General features: G+C 72.2%; 18 protein-coding genes. 11 read left to right on the top strand and 7 right to left on the bottom strand.

The features are described from left to right. The first annotated feature begins 113 nt into the window (after window positions 1–113). From M8H82_RS04480 to M8H82_RS04500, 5 genes are all read left to right on the top strand, one after another. Window positions 114–1,220, top strand: coding sequence for a serine/threonine-protein kinase (locus M8H82_RS04480; protein ID WP_250071068.1), 1,107 nt, complete (start codon window positions 114–116; stop codon window positions 1,218–1,220). A gap of 81 nt (window positions 1,221–1,301) precedes the next feature. Then, window positions 1,302–3,014, top strand: coding sequence for a serine/threonine-protein kinase (locus tag M8H82_RS04485; RefSeq protein WP_250071069.1), 1,713 nt, complete (start codon window positions 1,302–1,304; stop codon window positions 3,012–3,014). After that, window positions 3,011–4,633: a serine/threonine-protein kinase gene (locus tag M8H82_RS04490; RefSeq protein WP_308293232.1), complete on the top strand. Its 1,623-nt coding sequence runs from the start codon at window positions 3,011–3,013 to the stop codon at window positions 4,631–4,633. Before M8H82_RS04485 ends, M8H82_RS04490 begins: the two co-directional genes overlap by 4 nt. A 104-nt stretch (window positions 4,634–4,737) precedes the next feature. Beyond that, window positions 4,738–6,351, top strand: coding sequence for a succinic semialdehyde dehydrogenase (locus tag M8H82_RS04495; protein ID WP_250071070.1), 1,614 nt, complete (start codon window positions 4,738–4,740; stop codon window positions 6,349–6,351). A 12-nt stretch (window positions 6,352–6,363) separates the two neighbouring features. Further along, window positions 6,364–8,139 carry a GMC family oxidoreductase gene (locus M8H82_RS04500; RefSeq protein ID WP_250071071.1) on the top strand — a complete coding sequence of 592 codons (1,776 nt, stop codon included), beginning with the start codon at window positions 6,364–6,366 and terminating at the stop codon, window positions 8,137–8,139. Window positions 8,140–8,232: 93 nt separating this feature from the next. On the opposite strand, the gene M8H82_RS04505 is transcribed toward M8H82_RS04500, so the two are convergent. Together M8H82_RS04505 and M8H82_RS04510 are read right to left on the bottom strand one after the other, a co-directional pair. Continuing rightward, a complete protein-coding gene (locus tag M8H82_RS04505) occupies window positions 8,233–9,291 on the bottom strand; it encodes an LPXTG cell wall anchor domain-containing protein (protein ID WP_250071072.1) in 1,059 nt (352 codons plus the stop codon). 584 nt (window positions 9,292–9,875) lie between these two features. Next, window positions 9,876–10,163 carry a chorismate mutase gene (locus M8H82_RS04510; RefSeq protein ID WP_250071073.1) on the bottom strand — a complete coding sequence of 96 codons (288 nt, stop codon included), beginning with the start codon at window positions 10,161–10,163 and terminating at the stop codon, window positions 9,876–9,878. A gap of 306 nt (window positions 10,164–10,469) precedes the next feature. Between M8H82_RS04510 and guaA the strand changes: the two genes are divergently transcribed. Then, the gene (guaA, locus tag M8H82_RS04515) at window positions 10,470–12,044 is read left to right on the top strand and encodes a glutamine-hydrolyzing GMP synthase (RefSeq protein WP_250071074.1); all 1,575 of its coding nucleotides are present in this window, start codon (window positions 10,470–10,472) and stop codon (window positions 12,042–12,044) included. Between the two features lie 19 nt (window positions 12,045–12,063). Here the strand turns inward: guaA and M8H82_RS04520 are convergent, their stop codons facing one another. Together M8H82_RS04520 and M8H82_RS04525 are read right to left on the bottom strand one after the other, a co-directional pair. Continuing rightward, window positions 12,064–12,537, bottom strand: coding sequence for a pyridoxamine 5'-phosphate oxidase family protein (locus M8H82_RS04520; protein ID WP_250071075.1), 474 nt, complete (start codon window positions 12,535–12,537; stop codon window positions 12,064–12,066). 42 nt (window positions 12,538–12,579) lie between these two features. Then, a complete protein-coding gene (locus M8H82_RS04525; protein WP_250071076.1) occupies window positions 12,580–13,206 on the bottom strand; it encodes a hypothetical protein in 627 nt (208 codons plus the stop codon). Window positions 13,207–13,369: 163 nt separating this feature from the next. On the opposite strand from M8H82_RS04525, the gene M8H82_RS04530 reads away from it, so the two are divergent. Further along, window positions 13,370–14,164 carry a class II aldolase/adducin family protein gene (locus M8H82_RS04530; RefSeq protein ID WP_250071077.1) on the top strand — a complete coding sequence of 265 codons (795 nt, stop codon included), beginning with the start codon at window positions 13,370–13,372 and terminating at the stop codon, window positions 14,162–14,164. Window positions 14,165–14,211: 47 nt separating this feature from the next. Here the strand turns inward: M8H82_RS04530 and M8H82_RS04535 are convergent, their stop codons facing one another. Further along, window positions 14,212–15,093, bottom strand: coding sequence for a DUF4429 domain-containing protein (locus tag M8H82_RS04535; RefSeq protein ID WP_250071078.1), 882 nt, complete (start codon window positions 15,091–15,093; stop codon window positions 14,212–14,214). A 165-nt stretch (window positions 15,094–15,258) separates the two neighbouring features. Here M8H82_RS04535 and M8H82_RS04540 point away from each other — a divergent pair, with 165 nt between their 5' ends. Further along, on the top strand, window positions 15,259–16,536 hold the full coding sequence (locus tag M8H82_RS04540; RefSeq protein WP_250071079.1) for a hypothetical protein: 1,278 nt from the start codon (window positions 15,259–15,261) through the stop codon (window positions 16,534–16,536). Window positions 16,537–16,688: 152 nt separating this feature from the next. Beyond that, on the top strand, window positions 16,689–17,243 hold the full coding sequence (locus tag M8H82_RS04545) for a DoxX family protein (protein WP_250071080.1): 555 nt from the start codon (window positions 16,689–16,691) through the stop codon (window positions 17,241–17,243). A gap of 267 nt (window positions 17,244–17,510) precedes the next feature. Here M8H82_RS04545 and M8H82_RS04550 read toward each other — a convergent pair whose 3' ends face one another. After that, window positions 17,511–17,780 carry a hypothetical protein gene (locus tag M8H82_RS04550; protein WP_250071081.1) on the bottom strand — a complete coding sequence of 90 codons (270 nt, stop codon included), beginning with the start codon at window positions 17,778–17,780 and terminating at the stop codon, window positions 17,511–17,513. Beyond that, complete coding sequence (locus tag M8H82_RS04555) at window positions 17,767–19,206, bottom strand: PspC domain-containing protein (protein WP_250071082.1); 1,440 nt, start codon at window positions 19,204–19,206, stop codon at window positions 17,767–17,769. Before M8H82_RS04555 ends, M8H82_RS04550 begins: the two co-directional genes overlap by 14 nt. Before the next feature lie 179 nt (window positions 19,207–19,385). Between M8H82_RS04555 and M8H82_RS04560 the strand changes: the two genes are divergently transcribed. Continuing rightward, window positions 19,386–20,678: an ATP-binding protein gene (locus M8H82_RS04560; protein WP_250071083.1), complete on the top strand. Its 1,293-nt coding sequence runs from the start codon at window positions 19,386–19,388 to the stop codon at window positions 20,676–20,678. Then, entirely contained in the window at window positions 20,675–21,385 is a 711-nt protein-coding gene (locus M8H82_RS04565; RefSeq protein ID WP_250071084.1) for a response regulator transcription factor, read from the top strand. Before M8H82_RS04560 ends, M8H82_RS04565 begins: the two co-directional genes overlap by 4 nt. The last annotated feature ends 14 nt before the right edge of the window (window positions 21,386–21,399 follow it).

A 21,399-nucleotide genomic window follows, 5' to 3' on the forward strand; every position in this document is an offset into this window, starting at 1 on the left:
CACCCAGGTCACTGGCTGGTTCCCCACCCCGTCCTCAACCGGCTGGTTTCACCTGCACAGTTGGCCGGTCAGTGCCGCGGAGGGCGGGCGTCCGGCGCGGCATGATGGGACGTATGGCGACCCACGGGGATCAGGGGGAGAGCGACTTCCGGGTCATCGCGGGCCGTTACCGCCTGGAGGAGCGGATCGGGCGCGGCGGGATGGGGGTGGTCTGGCGGGCCACCGACCAACTGCTCAAACGGCGCGTGGCGGTCAAGGAGTTCCCCTTCGACGAGAGCGACTTCGGATCGCTCACCGCGGGGGCCCTGCGGCGGCGCCGTGAGCGCACGCTCCGCGAGGCACGGACGGTCGCGCGGCTGCGGCATCCGCACATCATCGTCGTGCACGACGTCATCGAGCACGCCGAACGGCCGTACATCGTCATGGAGTTGATCGACGGGGGCTCCCTCGACGACAGGATCGCCGGGCACGGGCCCGTCGACGCCGTGGAGGCCGCGCGGATCGGCGCCGATCTGCTGAGCGCGCTGCGCACCGCGCATGAGGCCGGGGTGCTGCACCGCGACATCAAGCCCGCGAACGTCCTCATCGACGCCGGTACCGGCCGGGTCGTGCTCACCGACTTCGGCATCGCCCGGATCGCGGGGGCCAGCACCCTCACCGAGACCGGCACCTTCGTGGGCTCGCCCGAGTACACCGCACCTGAGCGGATGTCCGGCGCCAGGACCGGTCCCGCCTCCGACCTGTGGTCGGTGGGCGCACTGCTGTGCACGGCGGTCAGCGGTGAATCGCCGTTCCGGCGCGACTCGTTGGGCGGCATCCTGCACGCGGTCGTCTTCGACGAGATACGGCCGCCGCCGCAGGCCGCGCCGCTGCTGCCCGTCGTCCGGGGCCTGCTGGAGCGCGATCCGCTGCGGCGCCTGGACGCGGCGCGGGCCGAGTGGATGCTGCGGGACTTCCTGGCCACCGGCCGCCCACCGGGACCGGCGCCGGCCCCGTCGGTCTGGCGGTCCCGTCGGGGCGTGCTGGCGAGCGTGCTGCTGGTGGCCGCGGTCGCGGTGGCGGGGGTGTCGGCGGTGGCGCTGCTGATGCAGGGGGAGGGGAACGGCAACGTGCCACCCCCGTCGAGCACCAGCCCGCGGACCTCCGTGAGCACGTCCGTCTCGCCGTCGGCCACGCCGTCCCCGACGCTGTCCCCCCGCTCGTACATAAATGGGAGATAAGCCCCGCCCCGGGTCACGGGTCTGCTACCGGACAGTGTTCGAGGTGGAACGCGGGGCCCCCGGCGCGATAGAGATGGACGCATGAGCAGTAACGGGGGAGTTCCTTACGGGGCCGACGAGCCAACGAGTTTTGGTCTGCAACCGCCGAGACCAGCCTCGGCCGTGCCGCACCCGGGCCAGAGTCCGCAACCGGACCATGTGCCGCATCCCGGCAACCCGTACGCGACGCCCACCCAGGTCGTCCCGGAGCAGCACCGGCCCGCTGAGGAACCCGGCACCGGACGGCTCATCGGCGGCCGTTACCGGCTGCTGAGCAAGCTCGGGCACGGGGGCATGGGCACCGTGTGGCGGGCCAAGGACGAGACCGTGGACCGCGAGGTGGCCGTCAAGGAGCCCCGCATCCCGGACCACCTTCCCGAACGCGAACGCGCCAACGCCTTCGAACGGATGCGCCGCGAGGCCCGCGCCGCCGCCGGGCTCGACCACCCGGCCGTCGTCAATGTGTACGACGTCGCGGTGGTGGACGGCCGGCCCTGGATCGTCATGGAGCTGGTGCGGGGCCGTTCACTGGGCGACGTCCTCCAGGAGGGCACCCTGGGCGCCCGGGAGGCGGCCCGCGTCGGCCTCGAAGTGCTCGGCGCGCTGGAGGCCGCGCACGCGGCGGGCGTCCTGCACCGGGACGTGAAGCCGGACAACGTGCTGCTCGGGCGGCACGAGCGCGTCGTGCTCACCGACTTCGGCATCGCCCAGATCGAGGGCGAGACCAATCTGACCGACACCGGCGGCTTCGTCGGCTCGCCCGAGTACATCGCCCCCGAGCGGGTGCTGGGCCAGCGTCCGGGCCCCGCCAGCGACCTGTGGTCCCTCGGTGTGGTGCTGTACGCGGCGACGGAGGGCGTCTCGCCGTTCCGCCGCAGCAACACCCCGGCCACGCTCCAGTCCGTCCTCAACGCCACCCCGGCCGCGCCCGCCTCCGCGCAGGGCCCGCTCGCCGAGGTCATCACCGGGCTCCTCCAGAAGGACCCGGCCCGTCGCCCCGACGCCGCGCAGACCCGGGCGCTGCTGGAGAGGGCCGCCAACCCGCCGGTGCAGGCGCCGGCGCCGACGCAGGTCGTCCCGTTCGGGGCGGCCGGGGGCGGGGCGGGCGGCAGCGGGGCGGACGGGGGCGGGGTGCGCGTCGGCCGCAAGACGCTGATCGGGGCCGGCGCGGCGGTCCTCGCGTTGGCGGTGGCGGCGGCGTTCGTGGTGATCGCCGACCCGTTCGCGGACGAGCAGCCGCCGGACCCCTGGGTGGACAGGGCGCACGCCAACCTGGGTGTGACGCTGAGCGTGCCCGAGGCGTACCAGGTGGGCAAGCCGGACGCCGACGACACCGACAAGAACTGGGTGACGTACACCGACTGGAGCGGCGCCATCTCGGTCGGCGTGAACGTGACCAGGAAGTCCGAGGACACCTCGGGGACCATCAAGAACGACGCCGCCGCCCAGATGTACGACGACAACGAGAAGTTCAAGACCACCGGCGACTACAACCTCGGCATGCCCGAGGACCCCGGGACCGATCCCGCGGAGACCCGGTACAAGGGCGAGAAGGCGGCCGAGAACACGGTCCGGTACATCACGACCGACACCCAGAACCCACGCCCGCGCGAGCTGCGGATCTTCTACTACAAGACGTCCAAGGACGACATGTACAAGGTCACGATCAGCTATCCGGGCAAGGGCGACTTCACCGAGCGGGGACGCGAGGTGGCGAGGACCGTGCTCGAGAACCTGGAGATCAATCCGCTGTGACGCGGCTGGTGGGCGGACGGTACCGGCTGATCGAGCGCATCGGTTCCGGCGGCATGGGCACGGTGTGGCGCGCGCACGACGAACTCGTCGACCGCGAAGTGGCGGTGAAGCAGCCGCGGTTGCCCGGCGAACCCGAGGACGAGGCGTACCAGCGAGCCGCCCACCGCCTCTACCGCGAGGCCCGGGCCGCCGCCCGCGTCGACCATCCGTCCGCCGTCGCCATTCACGACGTGGTCGTGGAGGAGGACGGACTCCCCTGGATCGTCATGGAGCTGGTGCGCGGCGAGTCCCTGCACGAGCGGCTCAGGGGCGGCCCGCTCGAACCCGCCGAGGCCGCCCGGACCGGCCTCGCCGTCCTCGGCGCCCTGCGTGCCGCGCACACCGTCGGCATCGTGCACCGGGACGTCAAACCGGCCAACGTCCTGCTCGGCCCCCACGACCGGGTCGTCCTCACCGACTTCGGCATCGCCCACATCCAGGGCGAGGAACCCCTCACCGCCACCGGCGAGTTCGTGGGCTCCCTGGAGTTCATCGCCCCGGAGCGGATGTCCGGCCGCACCGCGGGTCCCGCCTCCGACCTGTGGTCCCTCGGCGTCCTCCTCTACGCCGCCGTGGAAGGCTGGTCCCCCTTCCGCCGTACGACGATGGAGTCCACGCTCGCCGCGATCCTCGCCGTCGATCCGCCCGAGCCGCAACGGGCCGGCGCCCTCGGGCCGCTCCTCGTCCGGCTGCTGGCCAAGGATCCGGCCGAGCGCCCGGACGCGGCGGAGACCGCGGACGCGCTGGAGGCGGCGGTCCCCGAGCGGGGACGGGAGCCCGCACCCCAGGACGCCTCGGGGCTGGCGGAGTTCGGTGACGACATCAGGACCATGCGGCTCGCGGCGGACGACGACACGACCGCCGAGCGGATACCCGTAGGATCACCCGCGCCCACGACGGCGCCCCCGCCCCCGCCGACCCGACCCCGCCCGCTCCGGCCCCGCCCGCTCCTGCGCCGCCCCCTCCCGCTGGCCGTCCTGGGCGTCCTGCTGGCCGGCGCCTGCTGGCTGGGCGTCGACCTGCTCGCCGGCCCCGACAGCGGCGCGGCCCTCAGGAACACCGCCGCCCGCAAGCCGACGCCCAGTGCCGCCGCCCGCAAGCCGACGCCCAGTGCCGCCGCCACCTGGGCCGCGCACACCGAGCAGGCCATGCACGCCACCATCGACCTCCCCGCCGGGTACGAGGAGTTCGCCCGCCAGGGCACCGACGCCGTCCAGCCCCGCGTGGTCGAGTACGCGGACCCGGACGGCGCCGTACAGGTCCGCCTCACCCTCTGGGACAAGGCCCCCGGGTCCCTTCGGAGCCAGGCCGAGGCACACGCGGAGACCTTCGAGTACTACGGCGGGGCGAGCACGCAATACACCCCCACCAGCCTCAAGGGCTGGGAGGCCCTGCAGTCGGACAGCACCTTCGGCGACGAGGACACCCGCAGCCGCGTCATGGAGATCTTCGTCCGCACCGACGACGGCCGGCTGTACGAGCTGCGGGTGGAGATGCCCAAGGGCACGGCCGAGGAGAAAGAGGGCATGGCGGTTTTCAAGCACGCCCGCGACCGGCTCAAGATTTCCCCAACGCCCTGATCAGCGTGTTTGTTGCCAGTGGACGCTGGCGGGATGTGTGCACTCGGTGAATCACCGTTACCGACGGGTACACAAAGGCTCCGCCGCGGCATACCCTGCGCGTCATGACGGACTCGCAGGCCCCGGCACAGACCGACACGAATCCCCTCGCCCCCGCCCCGGAGGGCGTCCGCACCGCGGCCGACGTGGTGACCCCCGAGCTGGTCGCCCAGCTGACCAAGGGCGTGGTCGGTTCGGGCCGCACCGCCAACCACACGCCGTTCACCGGCGAGAAGCTGGCGGACCTGCCGGAGTCCACGCCCGGGGACGTGGAGAAGGCGTTCGCCGCGGCCCGCGCCGCCCAGGCGATCTGGGAGCAGACCCCGGTACGGGAGCGCGCCGCGGTCCTGCTGCGCTTCCACGACCTGGTGCTGGCCCGCCAGGCGGAGGTCCTCGACCTGATCCAGCTGGAGACCGGTAAGGCCCGGCTGCACGCCCACGAGGAGGTGCAGGCGGTCGCCGTCGCGGCCCGCCACTACGGCCGCAGGGCCGCCGCCTACCTGCGGCCCAAACGGCACACCGGCGCCATCCCGACGCTCACCAAGGTGACCGAGCTGCGCCACCCGCGCGGAGTCGTGGGCCAGATCGCGCCCTGGAACTACCCGCTGGAGCTGTCCGTCGGCGACGCCCTGCCGGCCTTCGTGGCGGGCAACGCCGTCGTCATGAAGCCGGACACGGAGACCTGCCTGACCGCCCTGTGGGCCCGTGACCTGCTGATCGAGGCCGGTCTGCCCGCCGAGGTGTTCCAGGTGGTGCTCGGCGACGGACCGGTCGTCGGACCCGAGGTCGTCAAGCACGCCGACTACGTCTCCTTCACCGGCTCCACCCGCACCGGCCGCGAGGTCGCCCAGGGCGCCGCCGCCCGGCTGGTCGGCGTCTCCCTCGAACTCGGCGGCAAGAACGCGATGCTCGTCCTGGAGGACGCCGACATCGAGAAGGCGGCCGCCGGCGCCGTCCGCGCCTGCTTCTCCTCCGCCGGTCAACTGTGCATCTCGATCGAGCGGTTGTACGTCCACGAGTCGATCGCCGACGCCTTCCTCGAGCGCTTCGCCGCCCGCACGAAGGCCATGCGCCTCGGCCGCTCCCTCGCCTACGGCGCCGACATGGGCTCCCTGGTCGGCGAGCGCCAGCTGGAGACCGTCAAGCGGCACGTGGAGGAGGCCGTCGCCAAGGGCGCCACCCTGGTCGCCGGCGGTGTGGCCCGCCCGGACATCGGCCCGTACTTCTTCGAGCCGACCATCCTCGACGGCGTCGAGGCGCCCATGGCGGTCTGCACGGAGGAGACCTTCGGCCCGGTCGTCGCCATCTACCGCTTCACCAGCGAGGACGAGGCGATCGCGGACGCCAACGCCACACCGTACGGCCTCAATTCCTCGGTCTGGACGAAGGACGGCCGCCGTGGCCGCGCGGTCGCCGCCCGGCTGCGCACCGGCACGGTCAACGTCAACGAGGGCTACGCCCCCGCCTACGGCAGCGTCCAGTCCCCGATGGGCGGCATGAAGGACTCGGGCCTCGGCCGCCGCCACGGCTCCGAGGGCATCCTCAAGTACACCGAGGCCCAGACGGTGGCCCACCAGCGACTGCTGCCGATGGCGCCGTCGCTGGGCATGGACGACGAGAAGTACGCCCGGTTCATGAGCAGGAGCCTGCGCCTGATGAAGGCCTTCCGGTTCCGGTAAAGGGGAGAACGCGTGAGCAATGACGCTTACGACTACGACGTCATCGTCGTCGGATCCGGCTTCGGCGGTTCGGTGACCGCCCTGCGCCTGACGGAGAAGGGCTACACGGTAGGGGTCCTGGAGGCGGGCCGCCGCTTCACCCAGGACACCCTCCCCAAGAACTCCTGGGACCTGAAGAACTACCTCTGGGCGCCGAAGCTCAAGATGTTCGGCCTCCAGCGCATCCATCTGCTCGGCAACGTCATGGTGCTGGCCGGCGCGGGCGTCGGCGGCGGCTCGCTGAACTACGCCAACACCCTCTACGTACCGCCCGCGCCGTTCTTCGAGGACCCGCAGTGGCGGGACATCACGGACTGGCAGGAGGAGCTGAAGCCGTACTACGACCAGGCCCAGCGCATGCTCGGGGTCCGGCTCAACCCGACCATGACCCCCTCCGACGTCCATCTGAAGGCCGCGGCCCAGCGGATGGGCGTGGGGGACACCTTCCACATGGCCCCGGTCGGCGTCTTCTTCGGGGACGGCAAGGACGCGGACGGCACGGTCGAGGCCAAACCCGGCGAGATGGTGGACGACCCCTACTTCGGCGGCGTGGGCCCGGCCCGCCAGGCCTGCACCGAGTGCGGCGGCTGCATGACGGGCTGCCGCCAGGGCGCGAAGAACACCCTGAACGAGAACTACCTCTACCTCGCCGAGAAGGCCGGCGCGGTGGTGCACCCCATGACGACGGTGGTGTCGGTCACCGACGACTCGCAGGGCGGGTACGCGGTCGCGACCCTGCCGACGGACCGCAGGAAGGGCGGGGGCCGCACCTTCAAGGCCCGCCGGGTGGTCCTGGCCGCCGGCACCTACGGCACCCAGACCCTGCTGCACCGGATGAAGGCGAGCAGGCACCTGCCGCATCTCTCGCCGCGGCTTGGCGAGCTGACCCGGACCAACTCCGAGGCGCTGGTGGGCGCGCAGACCACCGACCGGCGCTACCGCAAGGTCGGCGGCGGGAAGAAGGTCGACTTCACCCGCGGGGTCGCCATCACGTCCTCGATCCACCCCGACGCCAACACCCATATCGAGCCAGTCCGTTACGGCAAGGGCTCCAACTCCATGGGCAGCCTGACGATCCTCCAGGTCCCCTACACCGAGGGCTCCTCCCGCGTCGCGGCCTGGCTGGGGCACGCCGCCCGGCACCCGCTGCAGGTCCTGCGCTCCCTGTCCAACCGGCGCTGGTCGGAGCGGACCATCATCGGACTGGTGATGCAGTCCCTGGACAACTCCCTGACGACGTACCTGAAACCGGACGGCGTCGGCAAGGGCATGCTGACCGCCCGCCAGGGCCACGGCTCCCCGAACCCCATGCAGATCAAGGCGGCCACCGAGGGCGCCTCGGCGATCGCGGCCGAGATCAACGGCTTCGCGGGCTCCAACATCGGCGAGCTGATGGGCACCCCGCTCACCGCCCACTTCCTCGGCGGCTGCGCGATCGGCGACTCGCCCGAGACCGGCGTCATCGACCCGTACCACCGGCTCTACGGCCACCCGGGCATCTCGGTGGTCGACGGCGCCGCGATCTCGGCGAACCTGGGAGTGAACCCTTCGCTGACCATCACGGCGCAGGCCGAGCGGGCGATGTCGTTCTGGCCCAACAAGGGCGAGGAGGACCCGCGTCCGGCGCAGGGCCGGCCGTACGAGCGGCTCCAGCCGGTCGAGCCGAAGGCTCCGGCGGTCCCGGTGGAGGCGTTCGGCGCGCTGCGGCTGCCGTTCCTGGGGATACCGGCGGTGCCGCCGAAGAAGTGACGGAACACGAGAAGGACCTGCACCCCCCTCCGAGCGCAGGTCCTTCTCGTTTCTTGCGTCGGGCTCTTCTCGCGCGTGAGCCCGTGGTGAGGCTTACGCCTCGGCACCCGCCTTGCGGCGCTTCATCGCGAACATGACGCCCGTACCGGCGACGATCGCGATCCCGCCGATGGTGGCGAGGGCCGGCAGGCTGGAGTCCGAACCGGTCTCGGCGAGCTCACCGTCGACGTCGACCTCGTCGACGTCGGTGATCTCGTCCTTGCCACCGGTCTGCGGCTTGGAGTCGTCCGGCTTGCCCGGCTCGGAGCCGGCCGGCAGCACCTCGAAGAAGTAGATGCCGTAGTTCTCGTCCTCGGAGGTCCAGCAGCCGTCCTCGGTCGAGTACTCGGCCAGACCGATGGCGATGCCGACCGCGCTCGGGACCTCGCGGGCGACGCTCACCCGCAGGTCGTAGCTGATCGACTGGCCGCCCTGCAGCGTGAAGGTGTTGAGCGCGCCGCCCTCACCGAACTGGGTGGCGATGTCGACCCAGCCGCCGCCGCTCCTGACCTGCACGGTGACCAGGTCGGTGTAGTCGTCCTCCAGCTCCCAGTCCATCGCGGCGACGCCGACGACGGGCATGATGTCCTCGATCGTCTCGTCGCTGGAGTTGCTGACGTTGAACGTGAAGTCGGTCCAGCCGCTGCCCGCCACGACGGTCTCCGGCAGGCCGGTCAGCGAGCTGTGCAGCGCCTCGCTGATGTCCCAGACCGGGTCGCCGTTCTCGTCGACCGGGCACTCCTCGACGACCTCGTCGTCGTCCTCGGACTCCTCGTCGGAGGGGGTGCTCTGGCTGGGGGAGGGGGACGTGCTCTGGTCCGCCGGCGGGGTGCTGCCCGACGGTGCCGGGCTGGTGCTGTCGTCACCGGCCGGGGTCGAGGCCGACGGCGCCGGGCTGGTGCTGTCGTCGCCGGCGGGGGTGGAGTCCTCGGCCGCCGGGGTGGTGGTCTGGTCGCCTGCCGGGGTGGACTCGCCGGCGGCGGGCGTGCTCTCCGACGTCGACGGCGCCGGCGACGTCTCGTCCGTCGCGAACGCGGCCGGGGCGGACATCAGTGCGATCGGCGCTATCGCGGCGGTCGCGGCCGCGGCGGCCAGGGCACGGCGAAGCTTCATGAAGACCTCGGGAAGTCGATGCTGGAGGCCTCCGCTCGGGGGTGCGGGTGCGGCCCTTGGTTCGCATGGTTTGATCCGCGAACCCTGCGAATGGTTGTCCCCGCACTCACACCGTTCTTATGTGACCTGGGTCACGCTCCGGCGGTGGGGAGCGGACACGGCGAAGGGCCCCGCGGGACGGCGCCGCGGGGCCCTTCTCTCGTCAGCACCGACGTCAGGGCAGCGCCGGTGCCGGGAGCGGCGCCGGGGGGTTGCGCCGCTGGTCCGGTGTGTTGTGGTGAGGCCTCGGCCTCCGGCACTGCGGTGCGACAGCACAGTGCAATGCGGTGGTGTCCGTTCCCGGCGGCCGGCCCCGGGCGTCCCCGGAGCCGGCCGTTCTCTTGGGTGACCGGGCTGCTGTCCCCTGCCGTCCGGTCACTTGACTGGAGCGAGGTCCCACGACGCACGGCACGATCCGTACGTCTCATCGCTCCAGCGAGCCACGCGTGGTTCTCTCGGGCCCGCCCCTGGCTGGCACGGACACCACCACCAACGAAGCGCCTCGCGCCCAGTCACGCGCCGTACGGGTGAGGGCGGGCTCGAACTCAGATGCGACCCCGGCACAGTTCGAGAAGCGTCATCGCGAGGGCGGTGCCCGGCTTGCCGAGCGCCTGCCGGTAGTGGTCGAGGATCTCCATCTCGCGCGAGAGGTTCACCCGGCGCCCGCCCGAGGAGATCCGGGCCTCCTGGACGACCGCCGAGACGGCCATCCGTTCCTGGATCAGGCCGATGATCCGGTCGTCGAGCGAGTCGATGCGCTCCCGGGCGCCGGTGATCACTCCGGCGGCCTCGTCGGTACGGGCGCCGGTCTTCTCCGCTGCGGTCACGGTCATGTCGGGGGTCTCCTGTCCGGGATGGGTGCCCCGGGGCGACACGGTCCGGAAACGACAGGCGCCCCGGGCCTTGTCGGCCCGGGGCGCCTGGGAAGTCGCTTGTCAGTTGCTCAAGCAGCACGACCATGGCAGCCGGCGGGCCGGGTGCCATAGGTAAAGAGGAAGGTCGTGTGCGTGAGCATGCGGTCAGTATGCCGCTCCCCTCGGTGACCGCCAACCCGGTTCGCATCCTGAGACGCCATCCGCCGTCGGCCACCCCGGTAGAATCGAGGACACAGCCCCTTTCAAGCCGCCGGAAGGCAACCCGTGTCACCAGCGACCCCCGCCGCCCCCGACACCGTCCTGGTCGTCGACTTCGGCGCGCAGTACGCCCAGCTCATCGCCCGCCGCGTCCGCGAGGCCCGGGTCTACAGCGAGATCGTGCCGAGCACCACGCCGGTGGCGGAGATGCTCGCCAAGAACCCGGCGGCGATCATCCTCTCCGGCGGCCCCTCGTCCGTCTACGAGGAGGGCGCCCCCCGTCTCGACCGCGCGCTCTTCGAGGCCGGCGTCCCCGTCTTCGGCATGTGCTACGGCTTCCAGCTGATGGCGCAGAGCCTCGGCGGCACCGTCGACAACACCGGCGCCCGCGAGTACGGCCGCACCGACCTGCACGTCTCCCGGGCGTCCTCCACCCTCTTCGAGGGCACCCCGGCCGAGCAGCACGTCTGGATGTCGCACGGCGACGCGTGCTCCGCCGCCCCCGAGGGCTTCACCGTCACGGCCTCCACGGACGTCGTCCCGGTCGCCGCCTTCGAGAACGACGAGCAGAAGCTCTACGGCGTGCAGTACCACCCCGAGGTCATGCACTCCACGCACGGCCAGCAGGTGCTGGAGCACTTCCTGTACCGCGGCGCGGGGCTGAAGCCGGACTGGACCACGGGCAATGTCATCGAGGAGCAGGTCGCGGCCATCCGTGAGCAGGTCGGCGACAAGCGCGCCATCTGCGGGCTGTCCGGCGGCGTCGACTCCGCGGTGGCGGCCGCGCTGGTCCAGAAGGCCATCGGCTCCCAGCTGACCTGCGTCTACGTCGACCACGGCCTGATGCGCAAGGGCGAGACCGAGCAGGTCGAGAAGGACTTCGTGGCCGCGACCGGCGTCCAGCTGAAGGTCGTCGACGCGGAGGAGCGGTTCCTCAAGGCGCTGGCCGGGGTCTCCGACCCCGAGGAGAAGCGGAAGATCATCGGCCGCGAGTTCATCCGGGTCTTCGAGCAGGCGCAGGCCGAGATCATCGCGGACTCGGGCCCGGCGGTGGAGTTCCTGGTCCAGGGCACGCTCTACCCGGACGTGGTCGAGTCCGGCGGCGGCACCGGCACGGCCAACATCAAGTCGCACCACAACGTCGGCGGCCTCCCCGAGGACCTGGAGTTCCAGCTCATCGAGCCGCTGCGCAAGCTGTTCAAGGACGAGGTCCGGATGGTCGGCCAGGAACTGGGCCTGCCGGAGGAGATCGTCCAGCGCCAGCCCTTCCCCGGCCCGGGCCTCGGCATCCGGATCGTCGGCGAGGTGACCAAGGAGCGGCTCGACCTGCTGCGCGAGGCCGACGCCATCGCCCGCGAGGAGCTCACCGCGGCCGGCCTGGACCGCGACATCTGGCAGTGCCCGGTGGTCCTGCTCGCGGACGTCCGCTCGGTCGGCGTCCAGGGCGACGGCCGCACCTACGGCCACCCGATCGTGCTGCGCCCGGTCTCCTCCGAGGACGCCATGACCGCAGACTGGTCGCGCCTGCCCTACGACGTCCTGGCGAAGATCTCCACCCGCATCACCAACGAGGTGCGGGACGTCAACCGGGTCGTCCTCGACGTGACGTCGAAGCCGCCGGGCACGATCGAGTGGGAGTAGACCCCAGCTCCCAGTTGTATTAGGTCCGCTTGATCAGGCGCAGGGGCTCGCCGGGTTTCCAGACCTGGAGGACGAGGTACTTGTCGTCCTCGACGCAGGTCCGCACGACCTCCGTCAGCTCGGCACGGAAGAGGTGGAACGGCTCCGGCGGTTCCACCTCTTCGCCGTACCGGGCCTTCTCCGCGGGGTCGTGGACCTCGACCGCCCGCCCGCTGATCCGCACGTCGCCGCCGCCCATGCCGGTGCCGTCCCCCGGGTTGGCCTGGAGCGCGAAGCGCGGATCGCGGCGCAGGTCGAGCGCCTTGAGCGAGCCCGGCATCATGCCGAGCCACAGCTCCCCGTGCAGGAACCGTGTCTCCAGGCCGGTCGTTCGCGGGGAGCCGTCCCTGCGCAGGGTGGCGAGGACATGGTGGGTGTAGGCGCCGAAGCGCTCCTCGACGAGCTTCGCGAGATCGGGTTCGGCGGCGGCGAAGGCGGCCCAGCTGTTCGTCATACGACGAGTCTGGCGCCGAAACCGGACATCCGCTGTCCGGTATCAGGTGGTGTGCGGGAGCGGGCGTACGAAGGTCTCCCGGCCCTGCTCGTCGCGCGCCGGCGTGCAGCCCGCCGCCGTCAGGCGCTCGGCCAGCTTGGCGCGCCGGGCCTCGTTGACCCGCAGGGTGATCAGCAGGAACGCCGGGGTCAGGGCGGCGAGCGTGAGCAGGACCGCGAACTTTCCGGTCACCGCGGCCAGCAGCACGAACAGCAGCGGGAACGCCCAGGACATGGTGATCAGCTGCTTGCGGTTGGCGGCGGCGCCCAGGGCGTCGTACCGGATGAGCGTCGCGATCAGGTCGACGTCCGGCTGCGCCTCGGGGACCGGCGTCAGCGTGCCCTGGTACATGCCGGGCACCGGGCCGCCCGCGCCCGCCTGCGGGAACGCGGCCGCGTTGGCCGCCGCGCGCTGCCGGGCCCGGGGATCGGCGTCGCGGACCATGCGGACGTACAGGGTCTTCTGCTTGCCGACGTGACGGACGTCCGCGTACCGGAAGCCGTAGCACTCGGCGATGTACGCCAGCGCGCCGAGGGTCTCCCACTCGGCGAGGGGATGCACGAGCTCGACCACGTCCTGGGACGCGAGCTGCCGCATGAGGGCGGTGACGTGGCGGTCGGCAATACTCACTGGGGCTCCTGGCTGAAAAGTGATGCTGAATCTCTTGTTCCGCATCACAGACCCATGAGTCCCTGAAAGGGTTGTGCGTCACCTTCACCACTCGGCCCTGCCCTTTTGCCCTGACCGACGGTAACTTCCGGGCCGTAGAGGAACCAGCGCAGGAGGCTGCCACATGTCCGGGCCCACGCCGCCGTCTCCGCTGCCCACCGAGCGGCTGCGCTTCGCCATGCCGCCGATGCACGAGTCGGTCGAGGACGAACGCCGGCACCGCAAGGAACGGCTCGCGGGCGCCCTGCGCATCTTCGGGCGCCTCGGCTTCGAGGACGGCGTCTCGGGGCACATCACCGCGCGCGACCCCGAGTTCAGCGACTGCTTCTGGGTCAACCCCTTCGGGATGCCCTTCCGGCACGTCACCGTCAGCGATCTGGTGCTGGCCAACTCCGACGGACAGGTCGTCGACGGCCGCTACCACGTCAACCAGGCCGCCTTCACCGTCCACGCCCAGGTCCACGCCGCCCGCCCCGACGTCGTCGCCGTCGCCCACTGCCACTCCGTGCACGGCCGCGCGCTCGCCGCCCTCGGCGATCTCCTCGACCCCATCACCCAGGAGAGCTGCGCCTTCTACGAGGACATCGCCCTGTACGACGCCTACAGCGGCGTCGCCGTCGACGCCCGGGAGGGCCGCCGGATCGCCGCCGCGCTCGGCTCGAACAAGGCGCTCGTCCTGCGCAACCACGGGCTGCTGACCGTGGGGGACTCGGTGGACGCGGCGGCCTGGTGGTTCCTGTCGCTGGAGCGCTCCTGCCAGGTGCAGCTGACCGCGAAGGCGGCGGGCCGGCCGGTCCTGATCGACCACAAGGCGGCCGTCGCGACCCGGGAACAGCTCGGCGGGGACCTGGTCGCGTGGATCAACTACCAGCCGATGTGGCAGGACATCAGCCGCAGCGAGCCGGATCTGCTGGGCTAGCGGTGCGTCGACGGGTCCGCGATCCGGTGCTTCGTCGGGTACGCGTTCTAGAACCCGCGCAGCACGGCGGCCTTCGTCATCGCGAACTCCTCGTCCGTCAGGACGCCGTCCCGGTGCAGCTCGCCCAGCTCCCGCAGCCTGCGCAGGAGTACGTCGTGATGGTCGGCCGGGGGTGGTACGGCCGCCGCGAGCGGGCGCCGCGCGAACTCCACGCCGGTGCGGGTGGAGGGGTGCGGCAGCCGGGCGGTCACCGCGGTGGCGACCAGCGCGGTGAGCAGATCGCGGCGCGCGCTGCCCCACAGATCCAGGGCGTACGGGTCCTTCTCCGGCGGCAGCTTCGAGAACGACGTCTCACGGGTCACGAACCGCAGGAAGCCGTCCTCGTAACCGGAGTTGGGCAGCCACTCCACCCCGGCGACATCGGCGAGGTCGATGATGCGGGGCCCGGTGGCCCGCTTGACCCGGTCGGAGGTGTCGGCCCAGTCGATCCGCACCCGGACACCGTCGAAGGAGACGGTGCCGTCCGAGGAACGGACCGAGACCGGCACCGGGGGACCGGGCAGCAGATAGGCCTTGGTGGGCTCGTTCGGGATCTGGTCCAGCAGCAGCGAGCGGCGGATCTCCTCGGCCACGTACTCGGCGACCCCTCCCCGGTCGACGTCCACCGTCAGCCGGTACGGGTCCGCCGGATCGGGCAGCCGTCCGCCGGTCGCGTGCAGCAGCGGGTCGGCGCCCTCCCGCAGCCGCATCCGCAGCCGGCCCCGCTTGCGTTCGGGTTCGAAGACGACACCGGCGACGGCCTCCAGCGGTACGGAGATCTCCCCGTACGTCTGCCGGAACAGCGCCACCGAGCGGTGCAGACCCGGCGTGATCCTGACCGTGGTGCCGTCGAAGGCCCAGGTTCCGTCGCGCTGGATGATCTCGGCCATGCAGAAATTCTCCCAGCCGGGTCAACACGGCGGACCTGGCATCACTCCCCACCGGCCATCCACGGACCGGACCTGCGGGGCGCGGCCGGGGTGGCGTAGGGCACAATTCGCTGTCATCGCACTGGAGTTGTATCGGTACCGAGCGTAGGGAAGGCGGCGTCGGACGTGGCGGTGCAGGAGGCGAGACAGGGCTCGGACGGGGGTGCCCACGCGGGGGGCTGCACCTGCGGGGACTGTCCGCACGGGGCGCGTGCGGGACACCGGCGGGCGGTGGCCGAATTCCTGTCGAAACGGGACGAGTTCGCGGCCGGGCAGGGGCTGCCCGCGGCGGTCGCCCACTCGGCCTCGGCGTCCCGGCAGTGGGTCTCCGAGGAACTCACCCAGTCCGCCGACCTGGTCGCCGAACGCGGCCGTGCCGAGGGCGACGCCCGGCTGGCCCGCCTGTGGCGCCGCACCGCGTACACCCTGTGGGCCCTGGTCGTCGCGCTGCTCCTGGTCCAGTCCCTCACCGCGATCGGCGCCGGCTGGAGCAGCGCCCGTACGGCCGGACTGCTGGCGGCGGTGGTGACGGCGGGCGCGCTGACCGCCGCGTCCTGGCTGCACCGCGCCCGGGGCGGCGCGCTGGCCCCCGTCATCGGCGAGGACAACCGGCTCTCCACCTCCCGCGCGGTGGCCGCGGCGTGGGTGCTCTTCGTGGCGTACGCGGTGCTGGTCCTCGTGGGCCGCCTCGCCGCCGCCTCCGACCCCGCCGAACGCGACGCCCTGGTCTCCGGCCTCGAACTCGCCCGTGGAGCCGGTGCGGTGACCGTCCTCGCCGTGGTCTGTGTCCTCGCCGTCCTGGTACGCCGCGTGGTGGGCCTGCGGGTGCTGGGCCAGCGCCTGCAGAAGGTGCCCGCGGACCGCCCACGCGCCGCCGACCTCCTGACCGACGACGCGGGCCGGGGGACCTTCGCCGACATCCAGTACGTCGTCGTCAGCGCGGTGGCCCTGCTGTTCGCCGCGGTACGCCTGGCCCGCCGCCCCGACCAACTCCCGGACCTGCCCTGGGCTCTGGCGGTGATCGTCCTGATCTCCGCGGCGACCTATCTGGCCGGCAAGTACGCCGAGGGCGGCCGACCGGTGATCCTCTCCGTGGTCCGCAGCCGCGAGGCCGGCGCTCTGGACGGCCCCATCCGGACCGGCGACGACATCGAGATCCGGGGCGCCGGCTTCGTCCCGCCCGGCGCGGGCACGGCCGACCGGCTCTCCCGCATGGTCGTCCGCATCGGCCCGGTCAACGTCCACGTCCCCCTGGTCCCGGTGGCCGGAGGCTTCAGCAACCCCACGGACACGGTCCTCACGGTCCCGGTTCCCGCGGATGTGGAGCCGGGCAGGGTGGAGGTACAGGTCGTGACGGCCGCGGGGGTGGAGACCGGGCGGTACGCGATCGATGTGACGGAGTGACCGGCGGGGGAGGTTCACGGCAGGGGTGCTCCGGGGTGGGGGCGAAAAACCGTCAACCCGGAGAAAATGGTCTGGTCAGGATTGAGCGGGCCCCACTCGGTGAACGTATCGTCCCTTGAGGGGCACGTCCCGACGGGCGAGAGGCGGCACCGATGACTCACGGCTTCCGTACCGACACACATGACCCCTATCTGGACGGCGGCCACGACTGGCGGGACCTGGCAACCCGCTACGCACTCCTCCCGCTCCGCCTCTTCCTGGGCGTCACCTTCATCTACGCCTCCCTCGACAAGCTCACCGACAGCTCCTTCCTGCAGGACTCCGGGTCGGGCTCCATCGGCGACATGATGCGCGCCGTCCGCGACTCCTCCGCCGTCCCCTCCTTGGTCGACACCGCCCTGGAGAACCCCGTCGCCTTCGGCTACACCATCGCCTTCGGCGAACTGGCCGTCGGCATCGGCACCCTCCTCGGCCTCTTCGCCCGCCTCGCGGCCCTCGGCGGCGCCCTGATCTCGCTCAGCCTGTGGCTGACGGTGAGCTGGGCCGCGGACCCCTACTACTACGGCAACGACCTCGCCTACCTGATGGCCTGGCTGCCCCTGGTCCTCGCCGGCGCCCCCTACCTCTCGCTGGACGCCCTGCTCCACGCCCGCAGACGCCGGCGAGCCGGCTACCAGCAGACGCCGACCGGCACGGGCTACCACTAGCCGCCGACGGGCCACGGCTACCGGCAGGCGCCGACCACTGCCGGTTACCGGCAGGCGGCCACCGGCACCGGCTGTCGGCAGGCGGCGGTCGGCACCGGCTGTCGGCAGGCGGCGCGGAGCCCCCGTACTGGCAGGCGCCGTCCGGCAGCGGGTACCACTAGCCGCCGACCGGCCACGGCTGCCGGCAGGCGCCGACCACTGCCGGTTACCGGCAGGCGGCCACCGGCACCAGCCACCCCTGGGCGGTGACCTGCACGGCTTCCCGGGTCACCGTGCGGTCTCCCGCTCGGCCCGCGTCGGCGTCGCCCCTGAGCCGTCGCCCGCCCGTCCCGCCCGTCCCGTCCGGCGACGCCTGCGGATGGCGCGGGCCACGATCGCCACCGCACCCGCCAGAAACAGCCCGGCCAGCACCACCGGGATCACCACGAACCACGGCGTCTCCCACGCCCCGCCCGCGTCCCCGGCATAGATGACGCCCGCGAGGGTGAGGAAGGCGCCCGCGACCAGCCGCCCGGGCTGGAACTCATGACGCAGCACGCCGCACCTCCGCCTGTCCCACGCCCACGTTCAGATCGAGCTCGATCGTGCCCGCGGCCTCGGAGCCCTTGGCCGGCTTGAGCGTGACGTCCTTGTGCTTGTCCGGTGCCACGTCCACGTCCTGCTTGTCGTCGCCGGGGAGTTGGATGTCTCCCACGCCCACGGAGATCCTCACCTTCACGGTCACCTCCGGAGGCACGATCACCTTCAGCTGCCCGACCCCGACCTCCGCGCCGGTGGTCACCGTCTTTCCGGCGGCGATCTCCAGCCGGCTCAGGTCGAGGGTGCCGGCACCGGTGCCCAGGTCGTACCGGGCGCCTACGGCCGCCACGGTGGCCGGTTTCCAGGTCGTGCGTATCCACTCGGTGCCGATGTCCTTGGGCAGGGCGGCCGAGGCGGCCAGCAGTCCCGCGGTGAGGACCGCCATGAAGACGGACCCGGCTCCGGTGCGTCCGAGGAACGCGCTGACCGCGATGCCCGCGCCGAACACGATCAGCGCGCAGGCCAGACCGGTCTGGAGGCTGGTGCCGAGCGGATGCTCGTGCCAGGTCAGGCCGGTGCCCAGGCCGCCGGCGACCAGGGCGAGCAGCAGCACCCAGCCGCCGATCCAGCGGGGGCCGCGCGGCTTCGGCGGCTCCGGGCGGCGGGCGAGCAGCTCCTCGCTGCCGTGGGGGTAGGTGCCGAGGCTGATGTTCACCGCCGCCGCGATGTCCCGGTCGCGGGAGTCGCGGGGGCCCCACAGATAGCCGGTGCCGCCGTCATGGGTGCCGTCCTTGACGATGGGGTCGCGCCACCAGGAGGGGTAGGCGGAGGGCACCGGGGGCGCCTGGGCCTCCGGCGGGGCGTCGGCGACGGCCTGCGCGGCGAGCGGGTCGGGGTCGGCGCCGCCGCGCTGCCGCGACCAGTACCCGGCGCCCGCGAGGAGCAGGGAGAGTATGACGGCGAAGGTCAGCACCCCGCCGTTCCGCAGCATGGTCAGGAACACTCCGCAGCCGACCAGCGCGAACAGCACCGCCGCCAGCGCCTGGCCGTCGACCCGGCCGGTGAGCAGCTTGCGCACCTCGTTCTCGTCCTCGTCGTCGTAGGGGACGAAGAGCCAGGCGAAGCCGTAGAAGATCAGGCCGAGGCCGCCGGTCGCGGAGAGCACGGTCAGGGTGATCCGGAAGATCACCGGGTCCATGTCGCACTGCCGGCCGAGGCCCGCGCACACCCCGGCGAGCAGCTTGTGCCGCCGGTCCCGCCGGAACCGGTCGGGCGGCCCGGCACCCGGCCCCTCTTCCCGCGCGCTCGCCCGCCCGTGTGCGCGTGAGCCCGCGCCGGGAACGGAGTCCGCGGCGGGCGCGGCACCCCGCGGTCCGGTGCCCGCGGCGGGGCCCGGGCCGGAGCCGGGTCCCGGACCCGTCGCGGCGTGCTCGTGATCGGTCATGGGTCCATGGTGACGGGCGCGGCGCCCCGGCGGCAGTGGGAACGACCCTGGCCGGACCCTGATATCGCCCCTGAGCCGGGGCCCGGGACGCGTTCGAGCCGAGGGGCGCCCGGAGATCGGGGGAGTCTCGGGGGTCAACCCTGATGCTCCGCTCCGCCGCTCGTGTGACCATCGGTGGCATGTCGGAAGCCGCAGCAGCGCCCCTCGCCGAACCGCGGCCGCCGCGCAAGCTCTACCGCAGCAGCGACGGACGCTGGCTCGGAGGCGTGGCGCGGGGGCTCGCCGGGCACCTCGGGCTGCCGGTGATCTGGGTGCGGCTCGTCTTCGTCGGCCTCTTCATGGCCGACGGCCTCGGCGCTCTGCTGTACGCCGCGTTCTGGTTCTTCGTGCCGCTCGGCGTCGGCGGCGTCGCGGGACAGCGCCCGCCCTCCCTCGTCGGCACCGAGACCTCGGCGGACGGCCGCCGCAGACTGGTCGCCCGCAAGCCGGACAAGGGCCAGATCGTCGCGCTGCTCCTCATGGTCGTGGTCGCCATGGTCTTCGTGGGCAGCGTCGACGTCGGCACCGGCGCGCAGGCCTATCTGTGGCCCGCCGTGCTGGTCAGCGCGGGCGTCGCCCTGGTCTGGCGGCAGGCGGACAACGCCCGCAGGGCCCGCTGGATGGAGGTCGGCCGCCGCCGGCGCACCCTGACCCTGCTGCGCGCGGCAGGCGGAGTGCTGCTGGTCACCGCCGGTGTGTCCGGCATCTTCGTGCTGCAGGGCTCCGCCGCCCACCTCGGCTCCGTGCTCCAGGCGGCCCTCGCGGTGCTCGTCGGCATAACGCTCCTCGCGGGCCCCTATCTCGTCCGCATGACCCAGGACCTCTCCGAGGAGCGGCTGATGCGCATCCGCGCCCAGGAGCGCGCCGAAGTGGCCGCCCATGTCCACGACTCGGTGCTGCACACCCTGACCCTGATCCAGCGCAACGCGGAGAACGCCGGCGAGGTCCGCCGCCTCGCCCGCGCCCAGGAGCGCGATCTGCGCACCTGGCTCTACAAGCCGGAGGGCACCGGCAAGGACGAGGCCGAGGAGCCCGACACCCTCGCCGACGCGGTCCGGCGCAACGCCGCTGAGGTGGAGGACAAGCACGGCGTCCCGATAGAGGTCGTCGTGGTCGGCGACTGCCCGCTCGACGAGAGGATCGGCGCACAGATGCAGGCGGCGCGCGAAGCGATGGTGAACGCCGCCAAGTACGGTGGCGAGGGCGGCGCCGTGCAGGTCTACGCAGAGGTCGAGGGGAAGACGGTCTTCGTGTCCGTCCGGGACCGCGGTCCCGGCTTCGATCTCGATTCGATACCCGCCGACCGCATGGGCGTCAGAGAATCGATCATCGGCCGCATGGAGCGCTACGGCGGTACGGCGCGGTTGCGCGCGGTGCCCGACGGCGGCACGGAGGTCGAACTGGAGATGGAGAGGGCGGAGAAGACGTCATGAGTGACGAGGCAAGCGGTACGGCGGAGGCCACCGGCAGCGCGAGTGAGCGCCGGGTGCGTGTGGTCCTCGTCGACGACCACCGGATGTTCCGTACGGGGGTCCAGGCCGAGATCGGGCAGACCGAGCAGACCGGCGTCGAGGTCGTCGGCGAGGCCGCGGACGTCGACCAGGCGGTCACGGTCATCACCGCGACCCGTCCCGAGGTCGTCCTCCTCGATGTGCACCTGCCGGGCGGCGGCGGCGTCGAAGTGCTGCGCCGCTGCGCCCCGTTGATGGCGGACGCGACGGAGCCCGTCCGCTTCCTGGCGCTGTCCGTCTCGGACGCCGCGGAGGATGTGATCGGGGTGATCCGGGGCGGTGCGCGGGGCTATGTGACCAAGACGATCACCGGCACCGACCTGGTCGACTCCATCTTCCGGGTGCAGGAGGGGGACGCGGTCTTCTCGCCGCGGCTGGCGGGATTCGTCCTCGACGCGTTCGCCTCCACCGACGCCCCTCCGGTCGACGAGGACCTGGACCGGCTCACCCAGCGCGAGCGCGAGGTGCTGCGGCTCATCGCCCGGGGGTACGCCTACAAGGAGATCGCCAAGCAGCTGTTCATCTCGGTGAAGACGGTCGAGTCGCATGTCTCGGCGGTGCTGCGCAAGCTCCAGCTCTCCAACCGGCACGAGCTGACCCGGTGGGCGACGGCCCGACGGCTGGTCTGAGCGCGCGGCACGCC

Source organism: Streptomyces sp. YS415, from assembly GCF_023544665.1.
Lineage (GTDB): Bacteria > Actinomycetota > Actinomycetes > Streptomycetales > Streptomycetaceae > Streptomyces.